20 protein-coding genes are annotated in these 22,666 nt (G+C 59.6%); 9 read left to right on the top strand and 11 right to left on the bottom strand.

What is annotated here, in order from left to right; genetic code table 11:
- Positions 1-46: 46 nt before the first annotated feature.
- The 7 genes from MWU38_RS13540 to MWU38_RS13510 form a co-directional block, all read right to left on the bottom strand.
- Complete coding sequence (locus MWU38_RS13540) at positions 47-1,168, bottom strand: hypothetical protein (protein ID WP_247272330.1); 1,122 nt, start codon at positions 1,166-1,168, stop codon at positions 47-49.
- A gap of 108 nt (positions 1,169-1,276) precedes the next feature.
- Positions 1,277-1,762 carry a hypothetical protein gene (locus tag MWU38_RS13535; RefSeq protein WP_247272329.1) on the bottom strand — a complete coding sequence of 162 codons (486 nt, stop codon included), beginning with the start codon at positions 1,760-1,762 and terminating at the stop codon, positions 1,277-1,279.
- 32 nt (positions 1,763-1,794) lie between these two features.
- Complete coding sequence (locus tag MWU38_RS13530; protein WP_247272328.1) at positions 1,795-2,775, bottom strand: hypothetical protein; 981 nt, start codon at positions 2,773-2,775, stop codon at positions 1,795-1,797.
- A gap of 145 nt (positions 2,776-2,920) precedes the next feature.
- A complete protein-coding gene (locus MWU38_RS13525; RefSeq protein ID WP_247272327.1) occupies positions 2,921-3,931 on the bottom strand; it encodes a DUF2891 domain-containing protein in 1,011 nt (336 codons plus the stop codon).
- Positions 3,922-4,872 carry a DUF979 domain-containing protein gene (locus tag MWU38_RS13520; RefSeq protein WP_247272326.1) on the bottom strand — a complete coding sequence of 317 codons (951 nt, stop codon included), beginning with the start codon at positions 4,870-4,872 and terminating at the stop codon, positions 3,922-3,924. The genes MWU38_RS13525 and MWU38_RS13520 overlap by 10 nt, the downstream gene beginning before the upstream one ends.
- Complete coding sequence (locus MWU38_RS13515; protein ID WP_247272325.1) at positions 4,869-5,561, bottom strand: DUF969 domain-containing protein; 693 nt, start codon at positions 5,559-5,561, stop codon at positions 4,869-4,871. The genes MWU38_RS13520 and MWU38_RS13515 overlap by 4 nt, the downstream gene beginning before the upstream one ends.
- 5 nt (positions 5,562-5,566) lie before the next feature.
- The gene (locus tag MWU38_RS13510) at positions 5,567-9,121 is read right to left on the bottom strand and encodes a hydantoinase B/oxoprolinase family protein (RefSeq protein ID WP_247272324.1); all 3,555 of its coding nucleotides are present in this window, start codon (positions 9,119-9,121) and stop codon (positions 5,567-5,569) included.
- 211 nt (positions 9,122-9,332) lie between these two features.
- On the opposite strand from MWU38_RS13510, the gene MWU38_RS13505 reads away from it, so the two are divergent.
- Positions 9,333-10,514 carry a hypothetical protein gene (locus tag MWU38_RS13505; RefSeq protein ID WP_247272323.1) on the top strand — a complete coding sequence of 394 codons (1,182 nt, stop codon included), beginning with the start codon at positions 9,333-9,335 and terminating at the stop codon, positions 10,512-10,514.
- A 133-nt stretch (positions 10,515-10,647) separates the two neighbouring features.
- Here the strand turns inward: MWU38_RS13505 and pgsA are convergent, their stop codons facing one another.
- Complete coding sequence (pgsA, locus tag MWU38_RS13500) at positions 10,648-11,259, bottom strand: CDP-diacylglycerol--glycerol-3-phosphate 3-phosphatidyltransferase (protein ID WP_247272322.1); 612 nt, start codon at positions 11,257-11,259, stop codon at positions 10,648-10,650.
- 168 nt (positions 11,260-11,427) lie between these two features.
- Here pgsA and MWU38_RS13495 point away from each other — a divergent pair, with 168 nt between their 5' ends.
- Positions 11,428-12,819, top strand: coding sequence for an MFS transporter (locus MWU38_RS13495; protein ID WP_247272321.1), 1,392 nt, complete (start codon positions 11,428-11,430; stop codon positions 12,817-12,819).
- 7 nt (positions 12,820-12,826) lie between these two features.
- On the opposite strand, the gene MWU38_RS13490 is transcribed toward MWU38_RS13495, so the two are convergent.
- Complete coding sequence (locus tag MWU38_RS13490) at positions 12,827-13,105, bottom strand: hypothetical protein (RefSeq protein WP_247272320.1); 279 nt, start codon at positions 13,103-13,105, stop codon at positions 12,827-12,829.
- A gap of 188 nt (positions 13,106-13,293) precedes the next feature.
- Between MWU38_RS13490 and MWU38_RS13485 the strand changes: the two genes are divergently transcribed.
- The gene (locus MWU38_RS13485) at positions 13,294-14,982 is read left to right on the top strand and encodes a thiamine pyrophosphate-binding protein (protein WP_247272319.1); all 1,689 of its coding nucleotides are present in this window, start codon (positions 13,294-13,296) and stop codon (positions 14,980-14,982) included.
- 18 nt (positions 14,983-15,000) lie between these two features.
- Here the strand turns inward: MWU38_RS13485 and MWU38_RS13480 are convergent, their stop codons facing one another.
- Both MWU38_RS13480 and MWU38_RS13475 read right to left on the bottom strand, forming a co-directional pair.
- A complete protein-coding gene (locus tag MWU38_RS13480; protein WP_247272318.1) occupies positions 15,001-15,750 on the bottom strand; it encodes an SDR family oxidoreductase in 750 nt (249 codons plus the stop codon).
- An 81-nt stretch (positions 15,751-15,831) separates the two neighbouring features.
- Positions 15,832-16,257, bottom strand: a complete 426-nt coding sequence (locus MWU38_RS13475) for an EVE domain-containing protein (protein ID WP_247272317.1) — start codon at positions 16,255-16,257, stop codon at positions 15,832-15,834.
- Positions 16,258-16,494: 237 nt separating this feature from the next.
- On the opposite strand from MWU38_RS13475, the gene MWU38_RS13470 reads away from it, so the two are divergent.
- Genes MWU38_RS13470 through MWU38_RS13445 form a run of 6 tightly spaced genes read left to right on the top strand, consistent with a single transcriptional unit; the run spans position 16,495 to position 22,666 of the window.
- Positions 16,495-18,162, top strand: a complete 1,668-nt coding sequence (locus MWU38_RS13470; RefSeq protein WP_247272316.1) for an EAL domain-containing protein — start codon at positions 16,495-16,497, stop codon at positions 18,160-18,162.
- A gap of 60 nt (positions 18,163-18,222) precedes the next feature.
- Positions 18,223-19,047, top strand: a complete 825-nt coding sequence (dapF, locus tag MWU38_RS13465) for a diaminopimelate epimerase (RefSeq protein ID WP_247272315.1) — start codon at positions 18,223-18,225, stop codon at positions 19,045-19,047.
- Entirely contained in the window at positions 19,044-20,219 is a 1,176-nt protein-coding gene (locus tag MWU38_RS13460) for a MiaB/RimO family radical SAM methylthiotransferase (protein ID WP_247272314.1), read from the top strand. Before dapF ends, MWU38_RS13460 begins: the two co-directional genes overlap by 4 nt.
- A complete protein-coding gene (gene ftsY / locus MWU38_RS13455) occupies positions 20,216-21,130 on the top strand; it encodes a signal recognition particle-docking protein FtsY (protein WP_247272313.1) in 915 nt (304 codons plus the stop codon). The genes MWU38_RS13460 and ftsY overlap by 4 nt, the downstream gene beginning before the upstream one ends.
- A complete protein-coding gene (locus MWU38_RS13450) occupies positions 21,130-21,789 on the top strand; it encodes an inner membrane-spanning protein YciB (RefSeq protein WP_247272312.1) in 660 nt (219 codons plus the stop codon). The genes ftsY and MWU38_RS13450 overlap by 1 nt, the downstream gene beginning before the upstream one ends.
- The gene (locus tag MWU38_RS13445; RefSeq protein ID WP_247272311.1) at positions 21,761-22,666 is read left to right on the top strand and encodes a hypothetical protein; all 906 of its coding nucleotides are present in this window, start codon (positions 21,761-21,763) and stop codon (positions 22,664-22,666) included. Before MWU38_RS13450 ends, MWU38_RS13445 begins: the two co-directional genes overlap by 29 nt.

The following is a 22,666-nucleotide window of genomic DNA, read 5'->3' as shown; positions in this document are numbered from 1 at the left end:
TCACAGAAGAGCACACACGCAAGGTCATATTCCTAGCCGACCGACCTTAGTTGATCGTGACTTGGAAATAGAGCGAGCGGGTGGTGCTCGCCGGGATGTCTGACAGGTCGCCTGCAATCAGGTCGAGACCGCCAGTACCGCCGCCTGCTGTAAAGGTAGCGGTGGTTCCCTCACCGTCTGTACCACCTGAACAGGTTGCAACCGGAATTGCGCCCGAGGTGTCAACGGTGGCTGTACCATCAACGAAGATGCCCGAACCAGCCGTGAAGGTCACGTCGGCAGGAAGATCATCGCTCACGCTAACGGCGGTTGCATCAGCAGCGCCAGCAGCGTTGGTAACAGCAATACAGTATTCGATCACGGCACCAGGAATCGCTTTCGCGTCAGGCGATACGCCGTTCACTGGATCGCTGATGATGCGGCTCGATTTGACAACCGAGACAAGCGCGCCAGCAACTTCGAACTGACCGAGATCAGAGTGATCACCGGCGTTGGCCACTTCTTCAGCCGTGCCCGAACCATCGGCAAGGACTGTGTCGATGCCGTCGGTGTTTGCACCAACCGTTGCGTCGATTTCAGCACCCAGAGTACCAACAGTGCCGGCTTCGTGTGCGTCAGCAATCAGAACGATATCGAAGATGTCGCCATTGACCGCATCGGTGGTGATGTCAGCAACAACGATAACTTCAAGCGTTTGAGCGCCCGTGCCATCGTCAGCGAGCACTTCGTCGAGGAAAGTGATCGCACCAGCGTCGATTTCGGCCTGATCAAGCACGCCGTCACCGTTGAGATCACGATAAATCGTGATGTTTTCGATGTTTGCACCGGTTCCGGCCGTCAGAACGGTCGAGAGGTCAAGGTCAACCGTGTCGTTCGACAGGTTGGTTACGTCAAAGGCAAGAACAGCCTGAACCTCACCAGGAGCAACCGTTACGGGGCTCACGCTGGTAAGATTGACGTTCACGTCGATCACACGGTCGACGATGAAGGTGTCCGTGTCTGTGACGCTTTGTTCAGTGTTGGGGTCATTCCCAACCTGATAGGAGACGCTTACCGAGTTGGTAATCGACTCCCCAGCTGTTGTACCGACAGCAAGTGCCGGCGTGCTGGACACGGCAATAAGCGCTACCGCGCTCACCGCACCCAGCAATTGGGTAGATTGTCTCATTGCAAGTGGTCCTTTGCGAGTGCGCCCTGTGTCAAAATTACCGCCCACAAGGCTTGGCGGCTTGCCCCCCGTTGAAGGAAGCGAAGCTGGTTAAAAAATTTCGTTAGATCAGCGAATTACTGCCGGCATCTGCACCTGGCCGCTGCCGCCTGCGGGGATTTCCGCAATGGTCCAGCGAACGTGAGTGACATCGGCATGGGTCGCCGTGCGGGTTGACCCGTCTTCTTCGGTCACGCTGAGCGAAGAGAGCGAACCCCATGTGTCGCCACCATCAACAGACACCGTCAGATCCTCGTCCGCATCAGGTGCGAGACGCACCGACGGGTGCATCGGATTGGTGAGTGTGAAGTTGCGGATGACCTCGGAGGTCGTGTTTTCGTAATTTGTGCGGAACACAAGCCGCGTGCCCGGCACGGTAAGATCGATATCAACGAGGTTCGTCACTTCCTCGCCATCAGCGTTGGTCGAAACCTCAACCTGTTTGACATCACCACTTACGACGACGGATGGCGTTTCTTGTGCGAGCGCCGGTACGCCCAGCGATGCCGATGCGATCAGAAGCGGTGCAGCAATGATTTTCGCGAATGTTTTCATGGACCCTGTCCTTGTCCTTAAATTTATTTGTATCAGTCGATCGTGACGTCGAACGTCACTTCGTAGGTGTCACCGCCATTGACGGTGCCGATATCGACCGAGATGCCCGCTGCGTCGGATGCAGAACCTGCATCGTCGCCGTCGGCATCGGTGAGGGGGTTGCCATCCAGCGCGAGGCTGCCTGCGACGTAAGTCGTATCGGCGGGAATGGCGTCAGTAATGACGAGTGCGTCGAGCGAACCATCGCCCACAACTTCGGCGCTGATTGTAAAGGTCGCGACCGAACCGGGAACCGCGCCGGTGCCGCCGAACGGATCAACCACGCTGACCGCTTTCGTCAGGTCAACGGTGATAAGGCCGATCACAAGCGAGCCGTTGGCAATTGCCGATGCGCCGGTGGTGCCGACGATTGCATCCACGCCGCCAACGCCCGCGCCTGCAAATGTGTCACCGGGTGCGCCGGTTCCGGTCACCGCATCAGCGCGAAGCTCGACCTGGCTTACTTCGGTGTCGTTGGCATCGCCGGGAACTGTCACAACCACGAAAACGGTGACCGCCTCGTCAGCTGCGAGTTCGGGGGTGGTTTCAGGACCGGTGAGGATCTCGTCGACCCCGTCGTCGTAAACGCCGTTCCCGTTGGTATCGATGGCGATAAGTTCGACGACCGTGTCAAAGTCATTTCCCGCAACCGCCGGATCAGCGATCAAGGTGAACGCCTCTGGACCATTGCCCTGGTTTGTCACCTCGTATGACAGGACAGCCTGACCCGGAGCCGTGCCAACCGGCCCGCCGTCAAGCGAGGTCACCGTCACATCGAGCAGTTCGTCGACCGTGACCGTTACGGTGTTTGAATCCACCGTCTTTTCGCCCTCGCCATCCTCATAGGTGGCGGTGGCGGTGTTTTCGATGAGCGTACCTGCAACGACGCCCTCGGCCATAACCGGAGCGGAAAAGGTAAACGTCGCCAAAACAGTCGTGGCGAACAGCGGACGAAGGAGGGGCTTGGTGTTCATACCTATCCCCAATAGGGGACATTGGTTAACGTGTAATTAGCACTTGTGTAAAATCTAGTAAATATCAACCCTTTGAAGAATCAACTAAATTTCGACTTACGTGCTAACTTTCGTCTTACAGCAAGATACAAGTGATACAAGTCGATTATCGCGCCTCGAGAAGCGCCAACAGGGCAAAGCTCGCGAGCCAATGCTCACCCATGTAATCGCCCGCAACATGCTGAATTGCCGCCTTGAGATGCGCCTCGGCACGCGCTTCGATAAGCGCGGTTCCAGCGTGAGAGCCCGGCTTATCTTCGGCTAACATTTGCCCGATACGTTTGAGACACCAGGCGCGGCTGAGGTTCAGCCCATCGAGATGAGCGATCTTCCCATCGCTGCGGTCGGACACGGTGACGGGATGACACTCGTTTTCGAGCCAGCGATTCGACACAACAAGCCCGTCGAACCAGGGCGCAAAATCAGCCGGTGGCATGACCTTGCTCATCAGCAGCGCAGCGGTGAGAACGGGTGAGACGAATTCATCTCCGCCCGGCTCCCAGCCTGCATAGGCCTGTTTTCCGGCAAAAGCCTTGGTAGCGAAGGCATCGATCTGACCAAGCAGCGCCGGATCTCGCGCCTCCGCCCACTCGCGCGCCAACACCAATGCAAATGCGGTGTTGAAATGCGTGCCCACGGTGATGGGATAGGTGAGAAGCGGAAGGTGCTGCGCAAATCGCTGCGCTATGAGGCGTGCCAGAGGCTCAAGGTGGCGCGCCCAGTCGTGATCCTCGTGACGCCCTGCCTCGTGGTGCAGGTACAGCAGCCAGCCCCAGCCATACGGCCTCTCCCACCCGCGCGCCGAAGGACGCTCGAAATAGGCAAGTTCGGCGGCAAGCTTTTCTTGTGTCAAAGTTGCATCGGCCAGTTTCGTAATTGCCTGCGCTTCAGGAATCGTGGGGAAAAGCCGGCGTAAGGTCAGCAAAAGCCACCAGGAATGGACGCAAGAGTGCCAGTCATAGCTGCCAAAGAAGGCGGGGTGAAGCTCGCGAGGGGTCTTGGCATCGGTATCGCTCTCCATCGCGTGTTGGGGCTGATTGGGGTATTCCTGACCCACATGGCCGAGCGCGATTTGCGCAAATTTCGACGCGATTTCAGGCGTTAGGCTCAATTCCATAGCAAGAATGCCCCCACGTAGATGATGATCACATTGCAGAACCAGAGCGGCACGGCGGTCCCCACCTGCTGGCGGATGACAGCGTTCTGATCCTTCAGCTCCAGAAGCGCCGCTGGCACGATGTTGAAATTGGCCGCCATCGGGGTGAGCAATGTCCCGCAAAAGCCTGCAAGCATGCCAACCGCTCCGATTACCGCCGGATTGCCGCCATATCCTTCGACCAGAAGCGGGATGCCAATCGCTGCCGCCATGACCGGAAAGGCGGCGAAGGCGTTGCCCATGATCATCGTGAAAAGCGCCATGCCAAGCGCGAAGACGACCACGGTGAGGAACACGCTCCCCTCCGGGATCGCAGCCCCCGCAATCCCGCCGATGATCTCACCCACTCCAGCGAGAGCAAACACCGCCCCGAGAGCAGCGAGCATTTGCGGCAGGATCGCAGCCCAGCCAATTGAATCGATGAGCCGCCGCCCTTCTTGAGCCGGTGCCAAAACGGGAGGTTTCAGCCAGACAATCGCACCGCCCAGACCAAGGATCGCGCCGACACAAAAGAGGATGAGCGTGGTCTGCCGCTCGGCAAAAAGGCCGAGTTCGCCAAGCGGCGTAAAATTGTAAAGAAGCGTCCCTGCAACGGCCACCACGGGAACCACTAAAGCTGGTAAAAACAATTTGTTGCCGAGGGTTTTTGAAAAGCCTTCTCGCTCAATCGGTGTCGTGGTTTCGGGGTCAGAAGGTTTCAATCCGCCAAGCGCAGCAATCGCGACGAGGCCCAGAACGATCAGGCCATTCATCAGATCGCCAATATGCGAACCGAAAAAGAAACTGATCGAAAGAAGACCCCAAAAACACGCATTTCCAGTGTTTTGTGATCGTAAGCTAAGAAGCGATGTCACCACGAAGAATACGCCGAGGAGCACATAGAGCCATTCGTAGGAGATCATGACGCGGCCTCCTGATTGGCGGCTCTCACCTGCGCGAGCCTGCGATCGAGGGCATTGATGCGATAGCCGTGGATGATGAAGGCACAGATCGCGGTGGGGATCGCCCAGACCGACAATTGCAGCGGGGTCAGGGGATAGCCGTAGGTTTCAAAAACCCCCTGGATCAAGAGGATAGAGGCGATAGCCATGAAAATGTCTTCACCAAAGAAAAGGCCAACATTGTCGGTTGCTGCCGACATGGCTTTGACCTTTTCGCGTTCGTCTTCGGATAGGTCCCCGTGCGATTTCACCGCCGCCGCTTCTGCCATCGGGGCCACCAGCGGGCGCACAGTCTGAGGATGTCCTCCGATACTGGTGAGGCCAAGCGCGGCGGTCGACTGCCGGAAGAGCAGATAAACGGTCAAAAGCTTGCCCATGGTCGCCCCGCGAACCCCCTCGATCACCGCCCTTGCCCTTTGTTGCAGCCCGTATCGTTCAAGCAGGCCGATAAGGGGCAAAATGATCCATGTTACAGAGATATAGCGGTTATCGTTGAAGGCTTTTCCCAAGGCTTCGATCACCGCGATCAGGTCAAGTCCGGCCAAGAGCCCCGTTGCAACAGCGGCCCCGACCACGACGAGCAGCGGATTGAACTTCAACGCAAAGCCAACGATGACCAGCGCTATCCCCAAGAGGGGCCAATAATTCATGTCCTTTATCCCTTCCCGTATCCGCCCCCGCCCGGCGTAAGAATCACGAATGTATCGCCCACGCCCATTTCGGCGCTGTCGGTTGCGGTGAGCTCTTCGCGGCTGCCATCGGCACGCTCGACCCAATTGCGTCCAGCCTGCGCATCGCTTCCGCCGGCAAGCCCGCTTGGCGGCACGGCCCTGCGGTTGGCGAGCATATTGGCGCGCATTTCCTCAAGGAAAGTCAAACGCCGCACGGTCCCGTCCCCGCCCGTATGCGCCCCCTTCCCGCCAGAGCCTCTGCGGATCGAAAACTCCTCCAGCCGCACCGGAAGGCGCGTCTCCAGTATCTCGGGATCGGTCAGGCGCGAATTGGTCATGTGGGTTTGAACCGCACTTGTCCCGTCGTGGTCTGGCCCTGCGCCCGATCCGCCGCAGATCGTTTCGTAATATTGGTGGCGTTCGTTTCCGAAGGTGAAATTGTTCATGGTGCCTTGGGCAGGCGCGAGTTTGCCGGTGGCGGCGAACAGCGTATCAGTCACCGCCTGGCTCGTCTCGACATTGCCAGCGACCACGGCGGCTCCCGGCTCAGGGTTCAGCATCGAACCTTCGGGCACGATGAGTTCGACGGGCCGCAAGCACCCGTCATTCATCGGGATCGCATCGTCGATCAGAGTGCGCAGCACATAAAGCGCGGCGGCGCGCGTGATTGAGCGCGGCGCGTTGAAATTGTCCGGCAATTGCGTCGAGGTTCCGGTGAAATCGAACACGGCCGAGCGGCTTTCGCGGTCGATGCGGATCGCGACCCGAACCTGCGCTCCATTGTCGAGACGGGTTGTGAACGCGCCGTCCTCAAGCCGGTCCAGCAGGTTTCGCACGCTTTCTTCGGCATTGGCGATGACGTGGCCCATATAGGCGGCCACCACCTCGGCGCCGCTGTCGCGCGCGGCTGCGGTGAGCAATTCCGCCCCCCTCGTGCAGGCCGCCAGCTTGGCACGAAGATCGGAAATGTTGCGGTCAGGACTGCGCGCCGGATATTGGGCAGCGGCCAGAATGTCGCGCACCGCACCCTCGCGAAATGTGCCCGCATCGACCATCAGGAGATTGTCGATCATCACTCCTTCTTCTTCGATGGTTCGGCTTTCAGGGGGCATGGAGCCGGGTGCAATTCCGCCGATATCGGCATGGTGGCCCCGTGCCGCGACGAAAGCATCGGGAGCCGTGCCCTTATCGCCGTAGAATACGGGCACGATCACGGTGATATCTGGCAGGTGCGTTCCGCCGCGATAGGGATCGTTCAGCACATAGGCGTCGCCGCGAACAAAGCCTCTGCCATCGCGCGCCGCGCCGTTTTCGTCCGGCCCCCGCGCCTCGATCACGCGCGCAACGCTGTCGCCCATGCTGCCCAAATGCACTGGTATGTGCGGCGCATTGGCGATCAGGTTCCCGCTTGCATCGAACAGAGCGCAGGAGAAATCGAGCCGCTCCTTGATGTTTACAGAGGTCGCGGTGGATTGCAGCACCACCCCCATTTCCTCTGCGATGGCCATAAACAGGTTGTTGAAGATTTCGAGCCGGACGGGATCGACGCTCGTGCCCGCCGCCTGTTCCCGCTCAAGCGGAACGTGGCGGGTGAGGATGAGGCTTGCATCCTTGGCCATTTCGGCCTGCCAACCCTCTTCGATCACGGTGGTTGACCCCGGATCAATGACAAGCGCGGGACCGGCCACGACCTGCCCTTGCGAAAGCGCCGCGCGTTCGAATGTGCGCCAATCGCCGGAAGGTTCGGCGTTCACGGGCTCTGGCGCAGCATCAAGGTTGCCCAATCCGCCCGCAGTGCCGCTCGCCTCGACGCTTAAAGCTTCGAGGATGATCGCGGCCTTGTCGTCGGTGTATCCGAATTGCTGGCGGTGGAGTTTGCGGAACGCTTTATCCATTTGTGCCGCATCGCCGCAATCGACGGTGAGCAGGGAATCGCTTCCCTCAAAGCGCAACCGTGCGCGAGGGACGATTGCAATCGCGCTTTCCTCAATTCCTTGATCGTAAAGGGCTCTGCGCGCCTCATCCTCAAGCTCGGTGAGTGCGCTTTCGAAGCTGTCGCCCAAGGGCTGCACAAGGCTGACCTCGCGGATGGCCTTGACGGGGGCAAGGCCGATGCCGAAAGCGGAGAGGATGCCGGCAAGCGGGTGGACGAGCACCGTCTCTATCCCCAATTCATCGGCGACCTTGCAGGCGTGCTGCCCCCCTGCCCCGCCAAAACAGGCGAGCGCATATTCGGTTACGTCATGGCCACGCGCGACCGAAATCTTGCGAATGGCATTGGCCATATTGTCGACTGCGATGGCGAGGAAACCTTCGGCGATCTCGTCCAAAGGTTTGGGTTCGGGAAGCGCGTCTGCAACGTCTTGCAATGCGGCGCACGCGGCTTCGGGGTCGAGCGGTTCATCCCCATCGGGGCCAAACACGCTAGGGAAGAAGGCCGGGTCTATCCGGCCCAGAAACAGATTGCAGTCGGTAACGGTAAGCGGCCCGCCCTTGCGATAGCAAGCAGGGCCAGGATCGGCGCCCGCGCTGTGCGGGCCGACTCGGAAGCGCGCGCCGTCAAATTCGCAGATCGAGCCTCCGCCTGCGGCAACCGTGTGGATTTGCATCATCGGGGCCGCGACACGAACACCGGCAACCACGCTGTCACCGGTTAGCTCGTATTCGCCGCCGTAATGCGCGACATCGGTGCTGGTCCCGCCCATGTCGAAGCCGATGAGCTTTGTGTGGCCCAATGGCTCGCTTGCTGCGACCATGCCGACAACGCCTCCCGCTGGCCCTGAGAGGATGGCATCCTTGCCCCGGAAGGCGCCCACCTCTGCAAGGCCGCCATTGGACTGCATGAAACGCACCGCATCCGCATCGGGCAATTGGGCTTGCAACGTATCGGTGTATCGTTTCAACACCGGAGAGAGATAAGCGTCCACGACCGTCGTATCGCCGCGCGGAACAAGCTTTATGAGCGGTGCGACCTCGTGGCTGACGCTTACTTGCGCAAAGCCAAGCTCGCGGGCGATTGTCGCCAGCCGGGTTTCGTGATCGCGATACTTCCAGCCGTGCATGAGGACGATGGCGATCGCATCGAAACCCTCGTCGCGCAGCATGATGAAATCGGCGCGCGCGGCCTCTTCATCAAGAGGGGTCAGGACCTCGCCATCAACGCCCACACGCTCTGCCACCTCGATGACGGTTTCGGGCAGTTGTTCAGGCAGGATGATGTGCCGCGCAAAGATATCGGGCCGCGCCTGTGTCCCGATCCTGAGCGCGTCACCAAAACCGCGCGTGATTGCCAGAGCGAGCCGCTCGCCCTTGCGTTCGAGCAGGGCGTTGGTTGCAACTGTCGTCCCGATGCGAAGCTCTGCAATCGGCGCATCGCCGTGGCGCTTCATAAGGCGTCGCACCGCCTCGCTTGCGGCATCGGCATAGTGGTCGGGATTTTCGGACAGTAGCTTGTCGGTCACGAGCAGGCCGCCGGGCGTTGAGGCCACAACGTCGGTAAAGGTTCCCCCACGGTCGATCGCAAAGCGCCAAGTTGCCATGAGGTCCCTAAATCCTTTCGCTTGTCCACGCGCCCGCCAACCCATCGCAAGCGTTGCCCGCCCCGTCAAACGGCATGGCAAATGTGTCCGCAGATCAAAGCGACCAAGCGCAGATGCCTAGCGCCTATTCCTTAGTATGGGCACGCAGGTTGCGGGTAGACATTGGTTTGCCAGTTTTCCGGTAACTGTCTTTGCAAGCGGTTCGTTTACCATGATCAAGCGGGATCACGGTGGCGCGCTGACCCCAGCACTCCAGCGACAGGCAGGCACAGACACAATGGCCAATGCGTTTCAATTTCGGGCTTTGCGTGGCTCACACGCGAAGGAAAGCATCACCGACGCGAAGGCCGAAGATGCCACCCAAAGCCTGCCGCCTGCCCTCCCGCAAGACGCACCCGTGACAGGTCCTTCGGGCAAGCTTCTGGGCAATCTCGATGATCTCAAACGGGCCTTCGAACACGCGCGCCGCGATGCCGATCAGATGATCGGTGAAATGTCCGCTCTCCGGGTGGAGGCCGGCCAGATCGCCGGATTGAAGAGCGAGAACGAAGGGCTCCGCGCCCGGCTTGACCAGACCGCGAGCGAACTCGACAGCGAGGCGACCAAGGTCGAATGCGCGATGCGCGACGTGGGCAGGCTTAAAGAGGAAGTCGCCCGTATCCGCGAGCTTTACGAAGCAAGCGACAGCGAGGCGAGCGCCAATGCGATGAAAGCCGCGGGCCTTGAAGACCGCCTTTGCATGGCCACAAAGGCACTTGATGAGGCGAAGCAGGAATTGAAAGTCCAGCGCGAGGCACGCGAAGAGGCCGAGCTTGAAGTGGAGTGCCTTCAAACGGCCCTTGCACAACGCAGCGAAGCGCACAGCGCGCTTCTTCGCTCGCAAACCGAATTGCAAACGCACAACGCGGGGCTCCAATCGCAAGTTGACGAAACCACGCAAGGGCTACGTCGAAAAGAGCAACTGATCGCCGAACAGTCAGACGAGCTCGGCGAATTGCGCGACCGCGCCTCGAGGCTTGAGATGGAAGTCGAGGCCGCGCGCGAGGAATTGCGCATCATGAAAGGCAAATACAGCAACCTCGAAGCCTCACGCGATGCCCGGATCCAGGCCCTCAACGACGAGATTGACGAGCAACGCGAAAGCAACCGCCTCGTGCGGATGGAGCTGGAAGAAGAGCGTGCACGGCGCGAAGACAGGCGATTGAACACGCTTGCCCCTTTGCCCTCGCCCCTTACAGAGCGCGGGCACAGCGATGAGCCCTGCGACAAGGTGAGCGCCGCGCCGTTTATGGCCGCGCCAGCCATCAAAGCTTCGCACAAGCCGGTTAAGACAGAAAAGGTCGAAGCTGCGCCCGTTTCCACGCGCAATGTCGCCCGGATCAGGCGCCGTTAACGGCCTCATTCTTTACAAATAAACAGTTATCCAGGGGTGGTTCTGGTCGCGCGCGCTCTGCTGGGAGGATCGTTTCCGGTCCTCCCTCGGGGCGCGCGCTTGATTTGCAGCCCTGCCAAAGCGCAATCCGGCATCAATCCATATGTTTGAGGCCGACGCGCAGATAGTCCCATCCGGTGATGCAGGTCAGACCCGCGGCGAGCCACAAGCTGGCAAGCCCCACCACATGCACCCAGCTTTCCGCAATGGTGTCGCAATCGGGCGCATCGAGCGATTGGCACGGCTGTCCATGCACCGCCCCGCCCAAAATCAACGCGCCGAGAGCGATCAGCTGAAAGGTGGTTTTCCACTTGGCAAGTTTTGTCACAGGCACCGACACCTGAATCCCGCCAAGAAATTCACGCAAGCCCGATACAGTAATCTCGCGCACCAGAATAATGCCCCCGGCAATCACGTGCAGATCGCCCACGTAAGGCCCGCGAAGATAGCCTTGCGCGGTGAGGATAAGAATGACGGCCGCCACCATGATCTTGTCCGCGATAGGGTCGAGAAAAACGCCCAGTTTCGACACCGTCCCTTGCGCGCGCGCCAGATAGCCGTCGAAGAAATCGGTAATCGCAATCACGCAATACAAAGCGAACCCGATGAGATAGCCGACTTTCCAATCGGGCCACCACAGGAAGAACCCGAGCAACGGAACCGCGAAAATGCGCGACAGGGTAAGGATGTTAGGCAAGGTCAACATGGCTCAGACTGCCCCTTAGCGGGGATTTGCTTTTAGCAAAACACCTTGCATCGCACCGTCCTCATCTTGGGACAAATGAAAGGCTGCCCTCGCACGCGCCCTTGTGCACGCTGGTCTTTCGACTAGATATGCCGCAGCAAACAGGCCCGAGGGGACGCCACCTAAAGCATGACAACATCGACGCATCTTTTGCGCCAAAGGCGTTTCCTGCCGCTGATGGTCACGCAGTTTTTCAACGCTTTCAACGACAATCTCTACAAGACCGCGATGGTCTTGTTCGTCGTCTATTCGATCTACAATTCCGAAAGCCAGGAAGCGATGTTCAGCGGCGCTGCATCGCTTATCTTTGTCGCTCCTTTTGTGCTGTTTTCCGCGCTCGCCGGGCAATTGGCCGATACACGCGACAAGGCGGCGATCATTCGCATCGTCAAGTTGTGCGAGATCGGTTGGGCAAGTCTTGGCGCGCTCGGCCTTTTTATGGTCTGGCAAGGGGTCGAAGTGCACACAGCGGGCATTCCGCTGCTTATGATCGTGCTGTTCCTTGCCTCGACGCAAAGCGCGTTTCTGGGGCCCATCAAATATGCGATCCTGCCCCAACAATTGAAGCCGGAAGAAGTGCTGTCGGGCACAGGTCTGGTCGAGGCAGGCACTTATATCGCGATCCTTGGGGGGACGATCCTTGCAGGTTTTGTCGATGTGCAGGTCAGCCTTGTTCTGGTCATCGTTATCGCGTTCATCGGCTATTATTCCGCGCGCTTTGTCCCCGAAGCGCCTCCGCTCAGCGATTACGAGATGCACTTCCCGCTGCTCGAACCGTTTGCCGCAAATACCAAAAGCCGGGTCAAACGCTGGCTTGGCTATCCCTTTGTCGCCATCGCCGATCAGGTGGTGATGAGTGCGCGCCTGATCAAAGAGGTCAAACAGAACCGGCAGATCTGGCTTGCGATTATCGCCATCAGCTTTTTCTGGACGATGGGCGCGGTGCTGTTCATCCTGTTCCCGCCTCTTGCAAAGAACCAGCTTCTTGCAACGCCGGAAGTCGCCAGCCTCTTCCTCGTCATTTTCTCGCTCGGTATTGCGCTTGGTTCGGTGGGCATCAACGCGCTTCTTAAAGGCAAGGTGTCTGCCCGTTTTGGCCCGGTCGCGGTTGTGATCATGGGCGCATTTTTGATCGGTGCCTATCTCGTGGCAAAGGCGTGGACGCCCAATGCTGCGGGCGAACTTTTGCCGATTGAAGAATGGATCTTCGAACCGCTCGCCTTGCCGCTGTCGTTCATGCTGTTGGGCGTTTCGACCGCGGGCGGGATGTTCGTCGTGCCGCTTTACGCCTTTCTCACCACGCATTGCGCGAAAGATGCGGCCAGCCGCACGATTGCGGTCAACAATATCGTCAACTGCATCTGCATGGTGCTGGGTTCGGCCCTGGCCATCGTGCTCACGGCAATCGGTTTGCCGGTGGTCGAACAATTGCTGGTTGCCGCCGCAATGACGATCGTATCAGCCTGGCTTGGATGGAAGCTTTATTCCGCCGAAAAGGAAGCAGGCGAATTCACCCTTTAGCTTGCGCTTAAAGAATAAAGACCAGCACCGCTGCGAAGACGGCGAAATATGTGGTCGCAAATCCGCGCACATCATCGCGCGTCAGGTGCCAGAAGTTTACCGGTTCTTCTTCGTCGACATCGACGCTCGTCAGATGTGGCGGAAGAGCTGCCCTGAAAGGATGGCGCGCAGCGTCATCGGTGAGAACGAGAGAGCGGCGTTTGCGACCCGCGAGGCGGCGCCTTTCAATCTCGGGGCCCGCCTTGATTGCGAGGAAGGTCTCAGCAGTCATTGTTTTCGTTGTCATGGGCAAAAGGATTAAGACTTTTTTAACCTTTTGCCAGCGACCAATCGACGCTGACCTGTAGCGGGACAGTTAGGCGATTGTGTGGTTAATCTCCACCGTTCCAGCCTGCGGGAAACCGCTCTTGTTAGGGGGTTTGCACTCTCATGGCGTCCCAGCTAACTCTCGGGCTGTATCGCGAAAGGGTCACGATGACGCATAAGACGAAAACTGCCGCCGAGCTGCTTGTGGAATGCCTTGAGGAACAGGGCACGGACCGCATTTTCACAGTCCCCGGCGAAAGCTTTCTCGCAGTGCTCGATGCGCTGCACGATAAAACTGCAATCGAGACCGTGGTGTGCCGTCAGGAAGGCGGCGCGGCGTTCATGGCGTGCGCGGATGGCGCGATGAGCGCGGCTGGCGATTGCCTTCGCCCCGGCGTTGCCTTTGTGACGCGCGGGCCCGGTGCGACCAATGCCTCGATCGGCGTGCACGTCGCGCATCAGGATTCGCAGCCGATGATCCTGTTCGTTGGCGATGTCGCGCGGTCAGCGCGTGATCGTGAGGGCTTTCAGGAGGTCAATTTCGAGGCGTTTTTCGGCCCGATCTCGAAATGGGCAGCGCGCATTGATGATCCGGCCCGCGTGCCGGAATATATCGCGCGCGCCTATTCGGTCGCGGTGAGCGGGCGGCCGGGCCCTGTGGTGCTGGCGCTGCCCGAAGATATGCTGTGCGACCCCGTTCCAGCCGACCTTGCCCCCCGCCCCATCGTCACCCGCCCCGCGCAAGCGGTGTGCCCCGATGCAATGCAGGCGATGTTCGCTCTTCTTGCCGATGCAGCCAGTCCGATTGCGATCATCGGCGGCGCGGGCTGGAACACCAAGGCGCGGCTCGGATTCCAGCAATTTGCAGAACGTGTAGGCCTGCCCGTCGCGACCGCATTTCGCAGGCAGGACGCGATTGATCCGGGCTCGAGCGTCTATGCCGGGAACCTTGGCTATGGCCCCAATCCCAAGCTGATCGAGCGGGTGAAGAACGCTGACCTCGTGATTGCCGTGGGCGCGCGCCTTGGCGAGGCGACGACCGATGGATACGAGGTGATCACGCTCGACCACCCGGACCAGACGCTGGTGCATATCCATCCCGACCCCGATGAGCTTGGCCGGGTGTACCGCGCCGATCTGGCGATGGCGTGTTCGGTTGATGAATTCGCAGAAGCGGCAAGCCTTTGGGAAGATGCCTCGATCATTCCGTTTGACGCAGGGACTGAGGCCAACTGCGAATGGCGCGAATGGGCGACGCATTCGCCCGGCGAAAATGCGCCTGCGCTCGACATGGCGGCGTGCGTCACGGCGATGAGGGAGGCGCTGCCCGATGATGCGATTATTTGTAACGGCGCTGGCAATTTTGCCGGATGGTGGCACCGCTATTGGCGCTATGCCGGCTATCCCAGCCAGCTTGCCCCGACCGCCGGCGCGATGGGTTACGGCGTGCCCGCCTCAGTGGCCGCCGCGCTTCGTTATCCCGACCGCACGGTGGTTGCCGTTGCGGGCGATGGTGATTTCATGATGAACGGCCAAGAGCTTGCAACCGCTGCGCAATATGGCGTGAACTTGCTGGTCTGTGTGGTCGACAATGGCGCATATGGCACGATCCGCATGCATCAGGAGCGCGAATACCCTGCCCGTGTTTCCGGCACCCGGCTTGCCAATCCCGACTTTGCCATGCTCGGCGAAAGCTTCGGCGCGTGGACCGCTGGTGTGACGACGACCGACGAGTTCAAATCTGCCCTTGCCACAGCAAAAGACCGCAAGGGGCTGCGTCTCATCCATATGAAGATCGACGTCGAGCAACTTGCGGCCAGTGGTGCAACGGTGAGCGGCCTTCGCGCAAAGGCGTGAGACCGCGCCCTTGAGCGATCAGCGTTTCGTCATGCCGCCATCGACCATATATTCAGATCCCGACACATAGGACGCATGGTCGGAAAGAAGGAACAGCGCGACCTGCGCCGCTTCCTTTGATGTACCAAGCCGGCCAAGCGGAACCTGCTCCTGGATCTGCTCCAGAAACTGGTCTTTTTCATCTTCCGAAAAGCCCATGCCGTTCATGAAATTTGTATCAATCGGGCCTGGCGCAACCGAATTGACGCGAATGTCGCGTGGAGCCAGCGCCGATGCCCAGCTGCGCGTGAGCGCGCTTACCGCGCCCTTGGTCGCAGCATAGACCGCGCCTTGCGCCTGCCCCAGATAGGGCGCGACCGAGGAGGTAAGCAGCACCGCGCCGCCGTCGCCCAGCGCAGGCATCAATTCCGCCATCTGCAGCACTGGTCCGCGCACGTTTACATTGTGCATATTGTCGAAAAACTCGGCGTCGACGTCTTCGGTTGGGCCAAACTTGCCATAACCTGCATTGAGCCACAGGCCGTCAATCGTGCCCATCTGCTCTTTCACCTTGGCGCCAAGCTCCTTGGCCGCTTCGGGATCGGATGCGTCATTGCGAAGGACGAGCGAGCCCGAAGGCAGCGCCTTGCCTGCCTCGTCGAGGTGTTCCTGGGTTGTGCCGGTGACGGCCACTTCGCCGCCCTCTTCGACAATCTGCTTGGCTGCTTCGAGCCCCATGCCGCTGGTGCCGCCAGTGATGAGGATGCGCTTGTTTTCGAACCGGTTCATGATGTCTCCATTGGTTTGGTTTGCTTGCCAATCCTACAGAGCACACCGCCCCATGGTTCCATCACGCGGCTGCCGTTGCGTTCAACCGCCCTGTGCCATCGCGCAGATGATATCCCACTCCTCGGGCGTGATCTTGGCAACCGAAAGCCGCGACATGCGCACCAGTTCGCAATCGACAAGGCGCGGTTCGGCCTTGATCTGTTTGAGCGTCACGGGATTGTCCAGCTTGCGCAAGGGCTTGACCTTTACCGCGGCCCATTTGCCCGTATCGTCGGTCGGATCGCCAATGCCGGCAACGCTCACCTCGGCGATCCCGACAATCTCCAACCCCTCGCGCGAGTGGTAGAAAAAGCACTGGTCGCCCACCTCCATCGCCTGAAGATTGAGCTTTGCACTGTGGTTGCGCACGCCTTCCCACAGGCCCTCCCCTTCGGCCACAAGGTCATCCCAGCCGTATTCATCGGGTTCGGACTTGATCAGCCAATATCGCGGACGATCCTGGGACATAGGGCGTTTCTCCTCTTTTAACGCATCGGCGGTTGGCCGTCTGACCATCGCATATGGGCGCGTAAACCATGGTTAGCTGACCCAGCCGCCTCCTTCCAGACTGAAATCCCTCACGATTTCCCCGATGCGCGCATCCGGCAAACCCAGCGGCGAGTTAACTCAATCTTTAAAGGCTGCCTGTTAGATCGTCGCAAGATCGGGGGCGAAAAGCACCCTTGTTATTAGGGCTTATCGGTAGTGTCAGATAGCAAACAGAGCCAAAGCCTCAAAGGCAGCGCAGAGCGGGACCTGGTCGCGCTTGGTATCGCAATTGCAGCGATCATCCTGTTCGTTGCCACCGGCGGCGCCGTGCTTCCCAAGGCAATCAACTCCATTATTACAGGCGCAGCAGGGCCCGATACCCTGCTCGTCAACGCTCTGCTGCTGAACGTTGTTCTCGTGATCTTCGGCTGGCGGCGTTACCGCGAACTGAAGCTTGAGATCAGCGACCGGCGCGAGGCCGAAAATCTGGCGCGTAAACTTTCAGAAACCGATCCGCTTACCGGCTGCCTGAACCGGCGCAGCATGGCCAAGGTGACCGACGAAGTGCGCACGCGTGCCAATGCGCGCGGGCTCGCGGTTGCTTATTGCCTGATCGACCTCGATAATTTCAAGCAGATCAATGACATGCACGGCCACCCGGTAGGCGATGCCGCTCTGGTCGAGCTTGCCAAGCGGATCAATCAGGTGCTTCCCACAGGCGGTACACTCGCGCGCATCGGCGGGGATGAATTCGCTTTCGTGACCGAATTCGACCCCCATCAGCCAGAGCGCGTCGATGATCTTGTCATACGCCTGTTCGAAGCGATGGCTTTGCCGTTTGATCTCGACTGTGTGACCGTCGAAGCGACCATTTCCATCGGCGTCACAAGCGATCAGGACACTTGCCAGTTCGATGCCAAGATGAGCTGCCCCGATGCCCTGATGCACCGCGCCGACATTGCCATGTATCAGGCGAAAAACGCGGGCAAAAACCGCTATTTCTGGTTTGAGCCCAGCATGGAAAGCGAACTTCGGTTCCGCAACAAGCTGGAGGTCGGCATCCGTGCCGGGCTTCACGCGGGCGAATTCGAACCGTTTTACGAACAACAGGTCGATCTTGAAACCGGCGAACTGGTCGGGTTTGAGATGCTGGCGCGCTGGCACTCGCCGCAAATGGGCCTCGTCAGCCCTGAAATTTTCATCCCCGTCGCTGAAGAGATCGGGGTCATATCGGAATTGTCGGATCAACTGATCGAGCGCGCGCTCCTTGATGCGCACGAATGGGACGATACGCTGACCTTGTCGATCAACGTGTCGCCTGTGCAATTGCGCGATCCGTGGTTTGCGCAAAAGCTTCTGAAGCTGCTGGTCAAACATAATTTTCCCGCTCGCCGGCTTGAGGTCGAGGTCACCGAAAGCTGTTTGCACGACAATATCGACATGGTGCGCAGCATCATCACAAGCCTGCGCAATCAAGGCGTTCAGGTAAGCCTTGATGATTTCGGCACCGGTTATTCCTCGCTGGAACAACTGCGCACCCTGCCGTTTGACAGGCTCAAGATCGACCGCAGTTTTGTGCGCGAACTTTCCTCCCCGTCGGCAAAATCCACCATTGTCGATGCAATCGTGTCGCTTGGCCGGGGCCTCGATCTGCCAATGACGGCAGAGGGTATCGAGGACGAGATTATCCTCGACCAGCTCAAAAAGCTGGGCAAGCTCAAAGGTCAGGGTTTCCTCTACGGTCAACCAGAAAGCGCGATGCAAGTGCGCGAGCGCCTTTCAAAGCTTGGGCAACTCGCGACAAGCGCGACAAAGCAGGGCGATGCCCAACCCGATAGCCGCGATCAACAGGCTGTCTCGCCCCCATCGCGTCAGGCCGGTTAGGGCGATTTGCCCCACTAACACTGGACGCTGGGGCCGCGGGTGCATAAATGCGCACCCGTAATGCGTGTTCCCTTCATCAAGATGCATGGCCTTGGCAATGATTTCGTCGTGCTTGACGCACGAGAGACGGCCCTGCCCGCAATCAGCGCAAACTTCGCAAGCGCAATTGCCGACCGGCACACCGGTATCGGTTGCGATCAGATGATCGTGCTTGAACCAAGCGAGCGCCACGCGTTCAAGATGCGGATCTTCAATGCCGATGGCAGCGAAGTGGAAGCGTGCGGCAATGCGACGCGCGCGGTCGCTTTATTGCATGGCGAGGCGGCACAGATCGAGACCGCTGGCGGCACATTGTCGCTTGAGCCTGCCGAAGGCGGGGCCAGCGTCGATATGGGCGAACCCCGGCTGGAATGGGATCAGATCCCGCTCGACTATCCGATGGATACGCTCACCATGCCGGTTGGCTGGGGCACGCTGAAAAGCCCGGTGGCGGTCAATGTCGGCAATCCGCATGTGATTTTCTTCGTGGAGGATGCCGACAGGATTGATCTGCAAAAACTCGGGCCCCAGATCGAAAGCGATCCCCTTTTCCCCGAGCGGGTCAATGTCAACGTCGCGTCGGGCGTGGGTGAGGATCACCTCAAACTGCGCGTTTGGGAGCGCGGCGCGGGTCTGACGCGGGCATGCGGCACCGGCGCTTGTGCAACAGCCGTGGCAGCGATCCGGCGCGGGCTTGTGGGCAACCGTGTGACGGTCACCCTTCCCGGCGGCGATCTGGTGATCGAATGGTCGCCAGGCAAAACCATCCGCATGACAGGTCCGGCCGCGGAAAGCTTTCGCGGCGAGTTCGAGTGGGAAGATTTCGCCAGAGGTGATGGGGAATGAGCGGCGCCGATGTGATTTCTCTGGGCTGCCGCCTCAATATCGCTGAATCCGAACGGATGAAGGCGATGTTGGGCGAAGCGGATGATGTCGTGGTCATCAACTCCTGCGCTGTCACATCCGAAGCCGTACGCCAGACCCGGCAAGCGATCCGCAAGGCGCGGCGCGAGCGGCCCGATGCGCGGCTTTTGGTGACAGGATGCGCCGCCGATATCGAGCGGGAGCAATTGGCCGATATGCCCGAGGTCGACGGCCTGATTGCAAACGAACGCAAGCTTGATCCGAGGGTGTGGAATGTGCCTCTTCCCGAGGCTCCTCCAGCGCCCACGCGCACCAGAGCTTTCATCGCCGTGCAAAACGGCTGCGATCATGCCTGCACCTTCTGCGTCATCCCCCAGGGGCGCGGCAAAAGCCGCTCGATGACCATTGCCCAAGTGCTCAAAGAGGTAGAACACCACCTTGAACAAGGGGCTAAGGAAGTTGTCCTGACGGGTGTGGATGTTACAAGCTGGGGACATGATCTTGCGGGAACACCACCTTTGGGTGAACTTGTTGGCTCGGTGCTGGAGGGGTTTCATCAACTAAAGCGCCTGCGCATGTCCTCCCTCGATGGCATCGAGATCGACGACCAGCTGTTCGAACTTTTCGCCAGCGAAGAACGTCTGATGCCGCACCTGCATCTCTCGATGCAGCACGGACACGACCTGATCCTCAAGCGCATGAAGCGCCGCCATTTGCGCGATGACGCGGTCGATCTGGTGCAGCGCCTCAAGGCTCGCCGCCCTGACCTTGCCGTTGGTGCAGACCTTATCGCTGGCTTCCCGACCGAGAGCGATGAGCATCATCAAGCCAACCTCTCGATCATCGAAGAGCTCGACATCGTCCACGGCCACATTTTCCCCTATTCCCCCCGCCCCGGCACACCCGCTGCCCGTATGCCGCAGCTTGACAGGGGGATTGTGAAAGCCAGAGCCGCTGACTTACGCGAGGCGGTCAAGGCGAGGCGGGCACGCTGGGTCGAAGGACTTGTGGGCGAAACCTTGCCGGTCCTCGTCGAACGCGACGGTACAGGCTATGCGCCCAATTACGCGCGGGTGGAATGCCCCGCCGATGCAACACCGGGTGAGATCGTCAACCTCACCCCGCAACGCCTTGAAGGAGGCATGCTCGTATGACGCAAAGTTGGAGCGAGAAGCTCTTCAGCGGCTTTCGCAAGACTTCCGAGCGCATTGGGAGCAATCTGACAGGCGTTGCGACACGCCTCGATGATGCGACGCTTGACGATATCGAGGACGCGCTGATTGTCTCGGACCTGGGTCCGGCGGCAGCCGCGCGCATCCGCAAGAGATTGTCCGACAAAAGCTTTGGCCTTGAGATCACTCAAAAGGAACTGAAAGAAAGCGTTGCCGAAGAGATCGCAGAGATCCTTCGCCCGGTGGCAAAACCGCTTGAGATCACCGCCTTCCCGCGCCCGCAAGTGATCCTTGTGATCGGAGTCAATGGGTCGGGCAAAACCACCACCATCGCCAAACTCGCCCACCTCTTTACAGAAGACGATTACGGCGTGCTTCTGGCAGCTGGCGACACCTTCCGCGCGGCCGCCATCGGTCAGCTTGCGACCTGGGCAGAGCGTGCGGGCGTCGACATTGTGCGCGGGCCGGAGGGCGGCGACCCGGCCTCGATCGTGTTCGATGCAGTAAAGCAGGCGACGGACACCGGGATCGACGCGCTGGTGGTCGACACCGCCGGACGATTGCAGAACAAGAAAGAGCTTATGGAAGAGCTCGCCAAAATTCGCCGGGTTCTGGGCAAATTGAACGAAGAGGCCCCGCATGACGTCGTGCTCGTCCTCGATGCCACGAATGGCCAGAACGCGCTTTCACAGATCGACGTATTCAAGGAAGTCGCAGGGGTCACCGGCCTTATCATGACAAAGCTCGACGGGACGGCGCGCGGCGGGGTTCTTGTGGCGGCTGCTGAACAATACGGCCTTCCCATCCACGCAATCGGCGTTGGCGAAAAGATGGAAGACCTGCGCCCATTTGACCCCGACCTCGTCGCACGCGTCATCGCAGGAGTGTCCTGATGCCAGAGACAGAAACCGTCAAAGCGCCCGACCCAAAGGGCTCGGGCTGGCTCAACGTCGCGGTCGATTACGGCCCGCTCCTCGTCTTCCTCGGCGTCTACCGGTTCAACGCGCCCGCAGAGCCCAATGCAGCAGGCGAATTGCTCGCCATAATCTATGGTACGGGCGCCTTTATGGTCGCCGCCGTCGCTGCGCTGCTTTTCTCCAAGTTCAAGCTTGGCAAAATAAGCCCGATGCTGTGGCTCTCCACTGCGTTGATCGTCGGGTTTGGCGCACTGACCATCTTTTTTGGCGATCCCGTATTCGTCCAGTTGAAGCCCACCATCATCTATGCCTTCTTCGGGGTGACTTTGCTCGCCGGGTTCTTCACCGGCCGCGCGCTTCTCAAGGTCCTGCTAGAAGCGGCTTTTGAAGGGCTATCCGAAGAAGGCTGGCTCAAACTTTCGCGCAATTGGGGGGTGTTCTTCCTCTTACTCGCCGGCCTCAACGAAGCCTTGCGCGCCTATCTCGATTTTGAAGGGTGGCTTTGGGCGAAACTGTGGGTGTTTTTGCCACTCACATTCCTCTTCACCTTCACACAGCTTCCCATGCTTTTGAAACATGGGCTTGATGTAGGCCAGAACGAAGGCGATGATGACGAGGATGAATCCAAAGGCTGACCCTCTCTTGCTCCGCCTCGCGGTCCCGGCCCTTCTCCTGGGGCTCGGCGCGTGCAGCCAACCTGCGACCAGCACCGAGAGCGTGGACACCACCGCCGATACGCAAGGCCTCGCCGAGGGGACCTTGCTCTCCGCCTTCTTTGGTCTCGACGACGCGCTCCCCATGGTGGCGCATCGCATATGCCTTGGCGGCGCTGGCAAAGACGGGATGCCGGTTATCACTTCGAAAGAGGTCGATCATACGAGCGTTCAGGCTGGTGACTTTCGCGTGGTCAAAGCGTCTGGTGCGCAAAGCAGTGTCGATTGCGTGAGCCTTCTTCCTGCAACCGATGCGGGCGAATTGCGCACCATTCTTCTCATCGGAGAATTCGGCAATGACGGCGAGGACCCTCCCGCCAACGTCGAAATAGCGGGCAATCTCCTGTCGCTTGATGGAAAGACCAATTTCAAAGGCGCAAGCGTCAAAGTCACACCGTTGAAAGACGGCCCCTTCCTTGTCGCTGCCCAGCGTGTTTCCGAGGATGAAAAGGATATGGGGCTCGGCGCGCTTGGCACCGCTGGCAGCCTGTGCATCGATCCGGCAACCGCGCAGCAATTGCGCGTCACATGGGCGGGCGGTGTCACTCTCAAGGGCGGCGATGCGCCGACACAAGAGGCACGGCAGCTCTACACCGTTACCGTGCTCGGAGAAGACGGTGCAACACGCGAAGTCTCGCCCATCGAGCTTGCCGATCACGAAGACCCCGACAACAATCACGTGCTGTGTCTGGACACACCAGATGAGCCCGTGTTTGTCGCCTTTCCCAAGGGGCATTTCACCGATCCCAACGAGGATCCGAACCCCGCCACATCGATCGCCGTCTCAATCGAGGAATAG

Origin of the sequence: Qipengyuania sp. S6317L1 (genome assembly GCF_023015615.1) — a bacterium.
Classification (GTDB): domain Bacteria; phylum Pseudomonadota; class Alphaproteobacteria; order Sphingomonadales; family Sphingomonadaceae; genus Erythrobacter.
This window is presented reverse-complemented; position numbering and strand designations above follow the sequence as displayed.

Excerpts from the sequence above, each read along its gene's own strand:
- MWU38_RS13540 (WP_247272330.1), bottom strand. The coding sequence starts at position 1,168 with ATGAGACAATCTACCCAATTGCTGGGTGCGGTGAGCGCGGTAGCGCTT.
- MWU38_RS13535 (WP_247272329.1), bottom strand. The coding sequence starts at position 1,762 with ATGAAAACATTCGCGAAAATCATTGCTGCACCGCTTCTGATCGCATCG.
- MWU38_RS13530 (WP_247272328.1), bottom strand. The coding sequence starts at position 2,775 with ATGAACACCAAGCCCCTCCTTCGTCCGCTGTTCGCCACGACTGTTTTG.
- MWU38_RS13525 (WP_247272327.1), bottom strand. The coding sequence starts at position 3,931 with ATGGAATTGAGCCTAACGCCTGAAATCGCGTCGAAATTTGCGCAAATC.
- MWU38_RS13520 (WP_247272326.1), bottom strand. The coding sequence starts at position 4,872 with ATGATCTCCTACGAATGGCTCTATGTGCTCCTCGGCGTATTCTTCGTG.
- MWU38_RS13515 (WP_247272325.1), bottom strand. The coding sequence starts at position 5,561 with ATGAATTATTGGCCCCTCTTGGGGATAGCGCTGGTCATCGTTGGCTTT.
- MWU38_RS13510 (WP_247272324.1), bottom strand. The coding sequence starts at position 9,121 with ATGGCAACTTGGCGCTTTGCGATCGACCGTGGGGGAACCTTTACCGAC.
- MWU38_RS13505 (WP_247272323.1), top strand. The coding sequence starts at position 9,333 with ATGATCAAGCGGGATCACGGTGGCGCGCTGACCCCAGCACTCCAGCGA.
- pgsA (WP_247272322.1), bottom strand. The coding sequence starts at position 11,259 with ATGTTGACCTTGCCTAACATCCTTACCCTGTCGCGCATTTTCGCGGTT.
- MWU38_RS13495 (WP_247272321.1), top strand. The coding sequence starts at position 11,428 with ATGACAACATCGACGCATCTTTTGCGCCAAAGGCGTTTCCTGCCGCTG.
- MWU38_RS13490 (WP_247272320.1), bottom strand. The coding sequence starts at position 13,105 with ATGACAACGAAAACAATGACTGCTGAGACCTTCCTCGCAATCAAGGCG.
- MWU38_RS13485 (WP_247272319.1), top strand. The coding sequence starts at position 13,294 with ATGACGCATAAGACGAAAACTGCCGCCGAGCTGCTTGTGGAATGCCTT.
- MWU38_RS13480 (WP_247272318.1), bottom strand. The coding sequence starts at position 15,750 with ATGAACCGGTTCGAAAACAAGCGCATCCTCATCACTGGCGGCACCAGC.
- MWU38_RS13475 (WP_247272317.1), bottom strand. The coding sequence starts at position 16,257 with ATGTCCCAGGATCGTCCGCGATATTGGCTGATCAAGTCCGAACCCGAT.
- dapF (WP_247272315.1), top strand. The coding sequence starts at position 18,223 with ATGCGTGTTCCCTTCATCAAGATGCATGGCCTTGGCAATGATTTCGTC.
- MWU38_RS13460 (WP_247272314.1), top strand. The coding sequence starts at position 19,044 with ATGAGCGGCGCCGATGTGATTTCTCTGGGCTGCCGCCTCAATATCGCT.
- ftsY (WP_247272313.1), top strand. The coding sequence starts at position 20,216 with ATGACGCAAAGTTGGAGCGAGAAGCTCTTCAGCGGCTTTCGCAAGACT.
- MWU38_RS13450 (WP_247272312.1), top strand. The coding sequence starts at position 21,130 with ATGCCAGAGACAGAAACCGTCAAAGCGCCCGACCCAAAGGGCTCGGGC.
- MWU38_RS13445 (WP_247272311.1), top strand. The coding sequence starts at position 21,761 with ATGATGACGAGGATGAATCCAAAGGCTGACCCTCTCTTGCTCCGCCTC.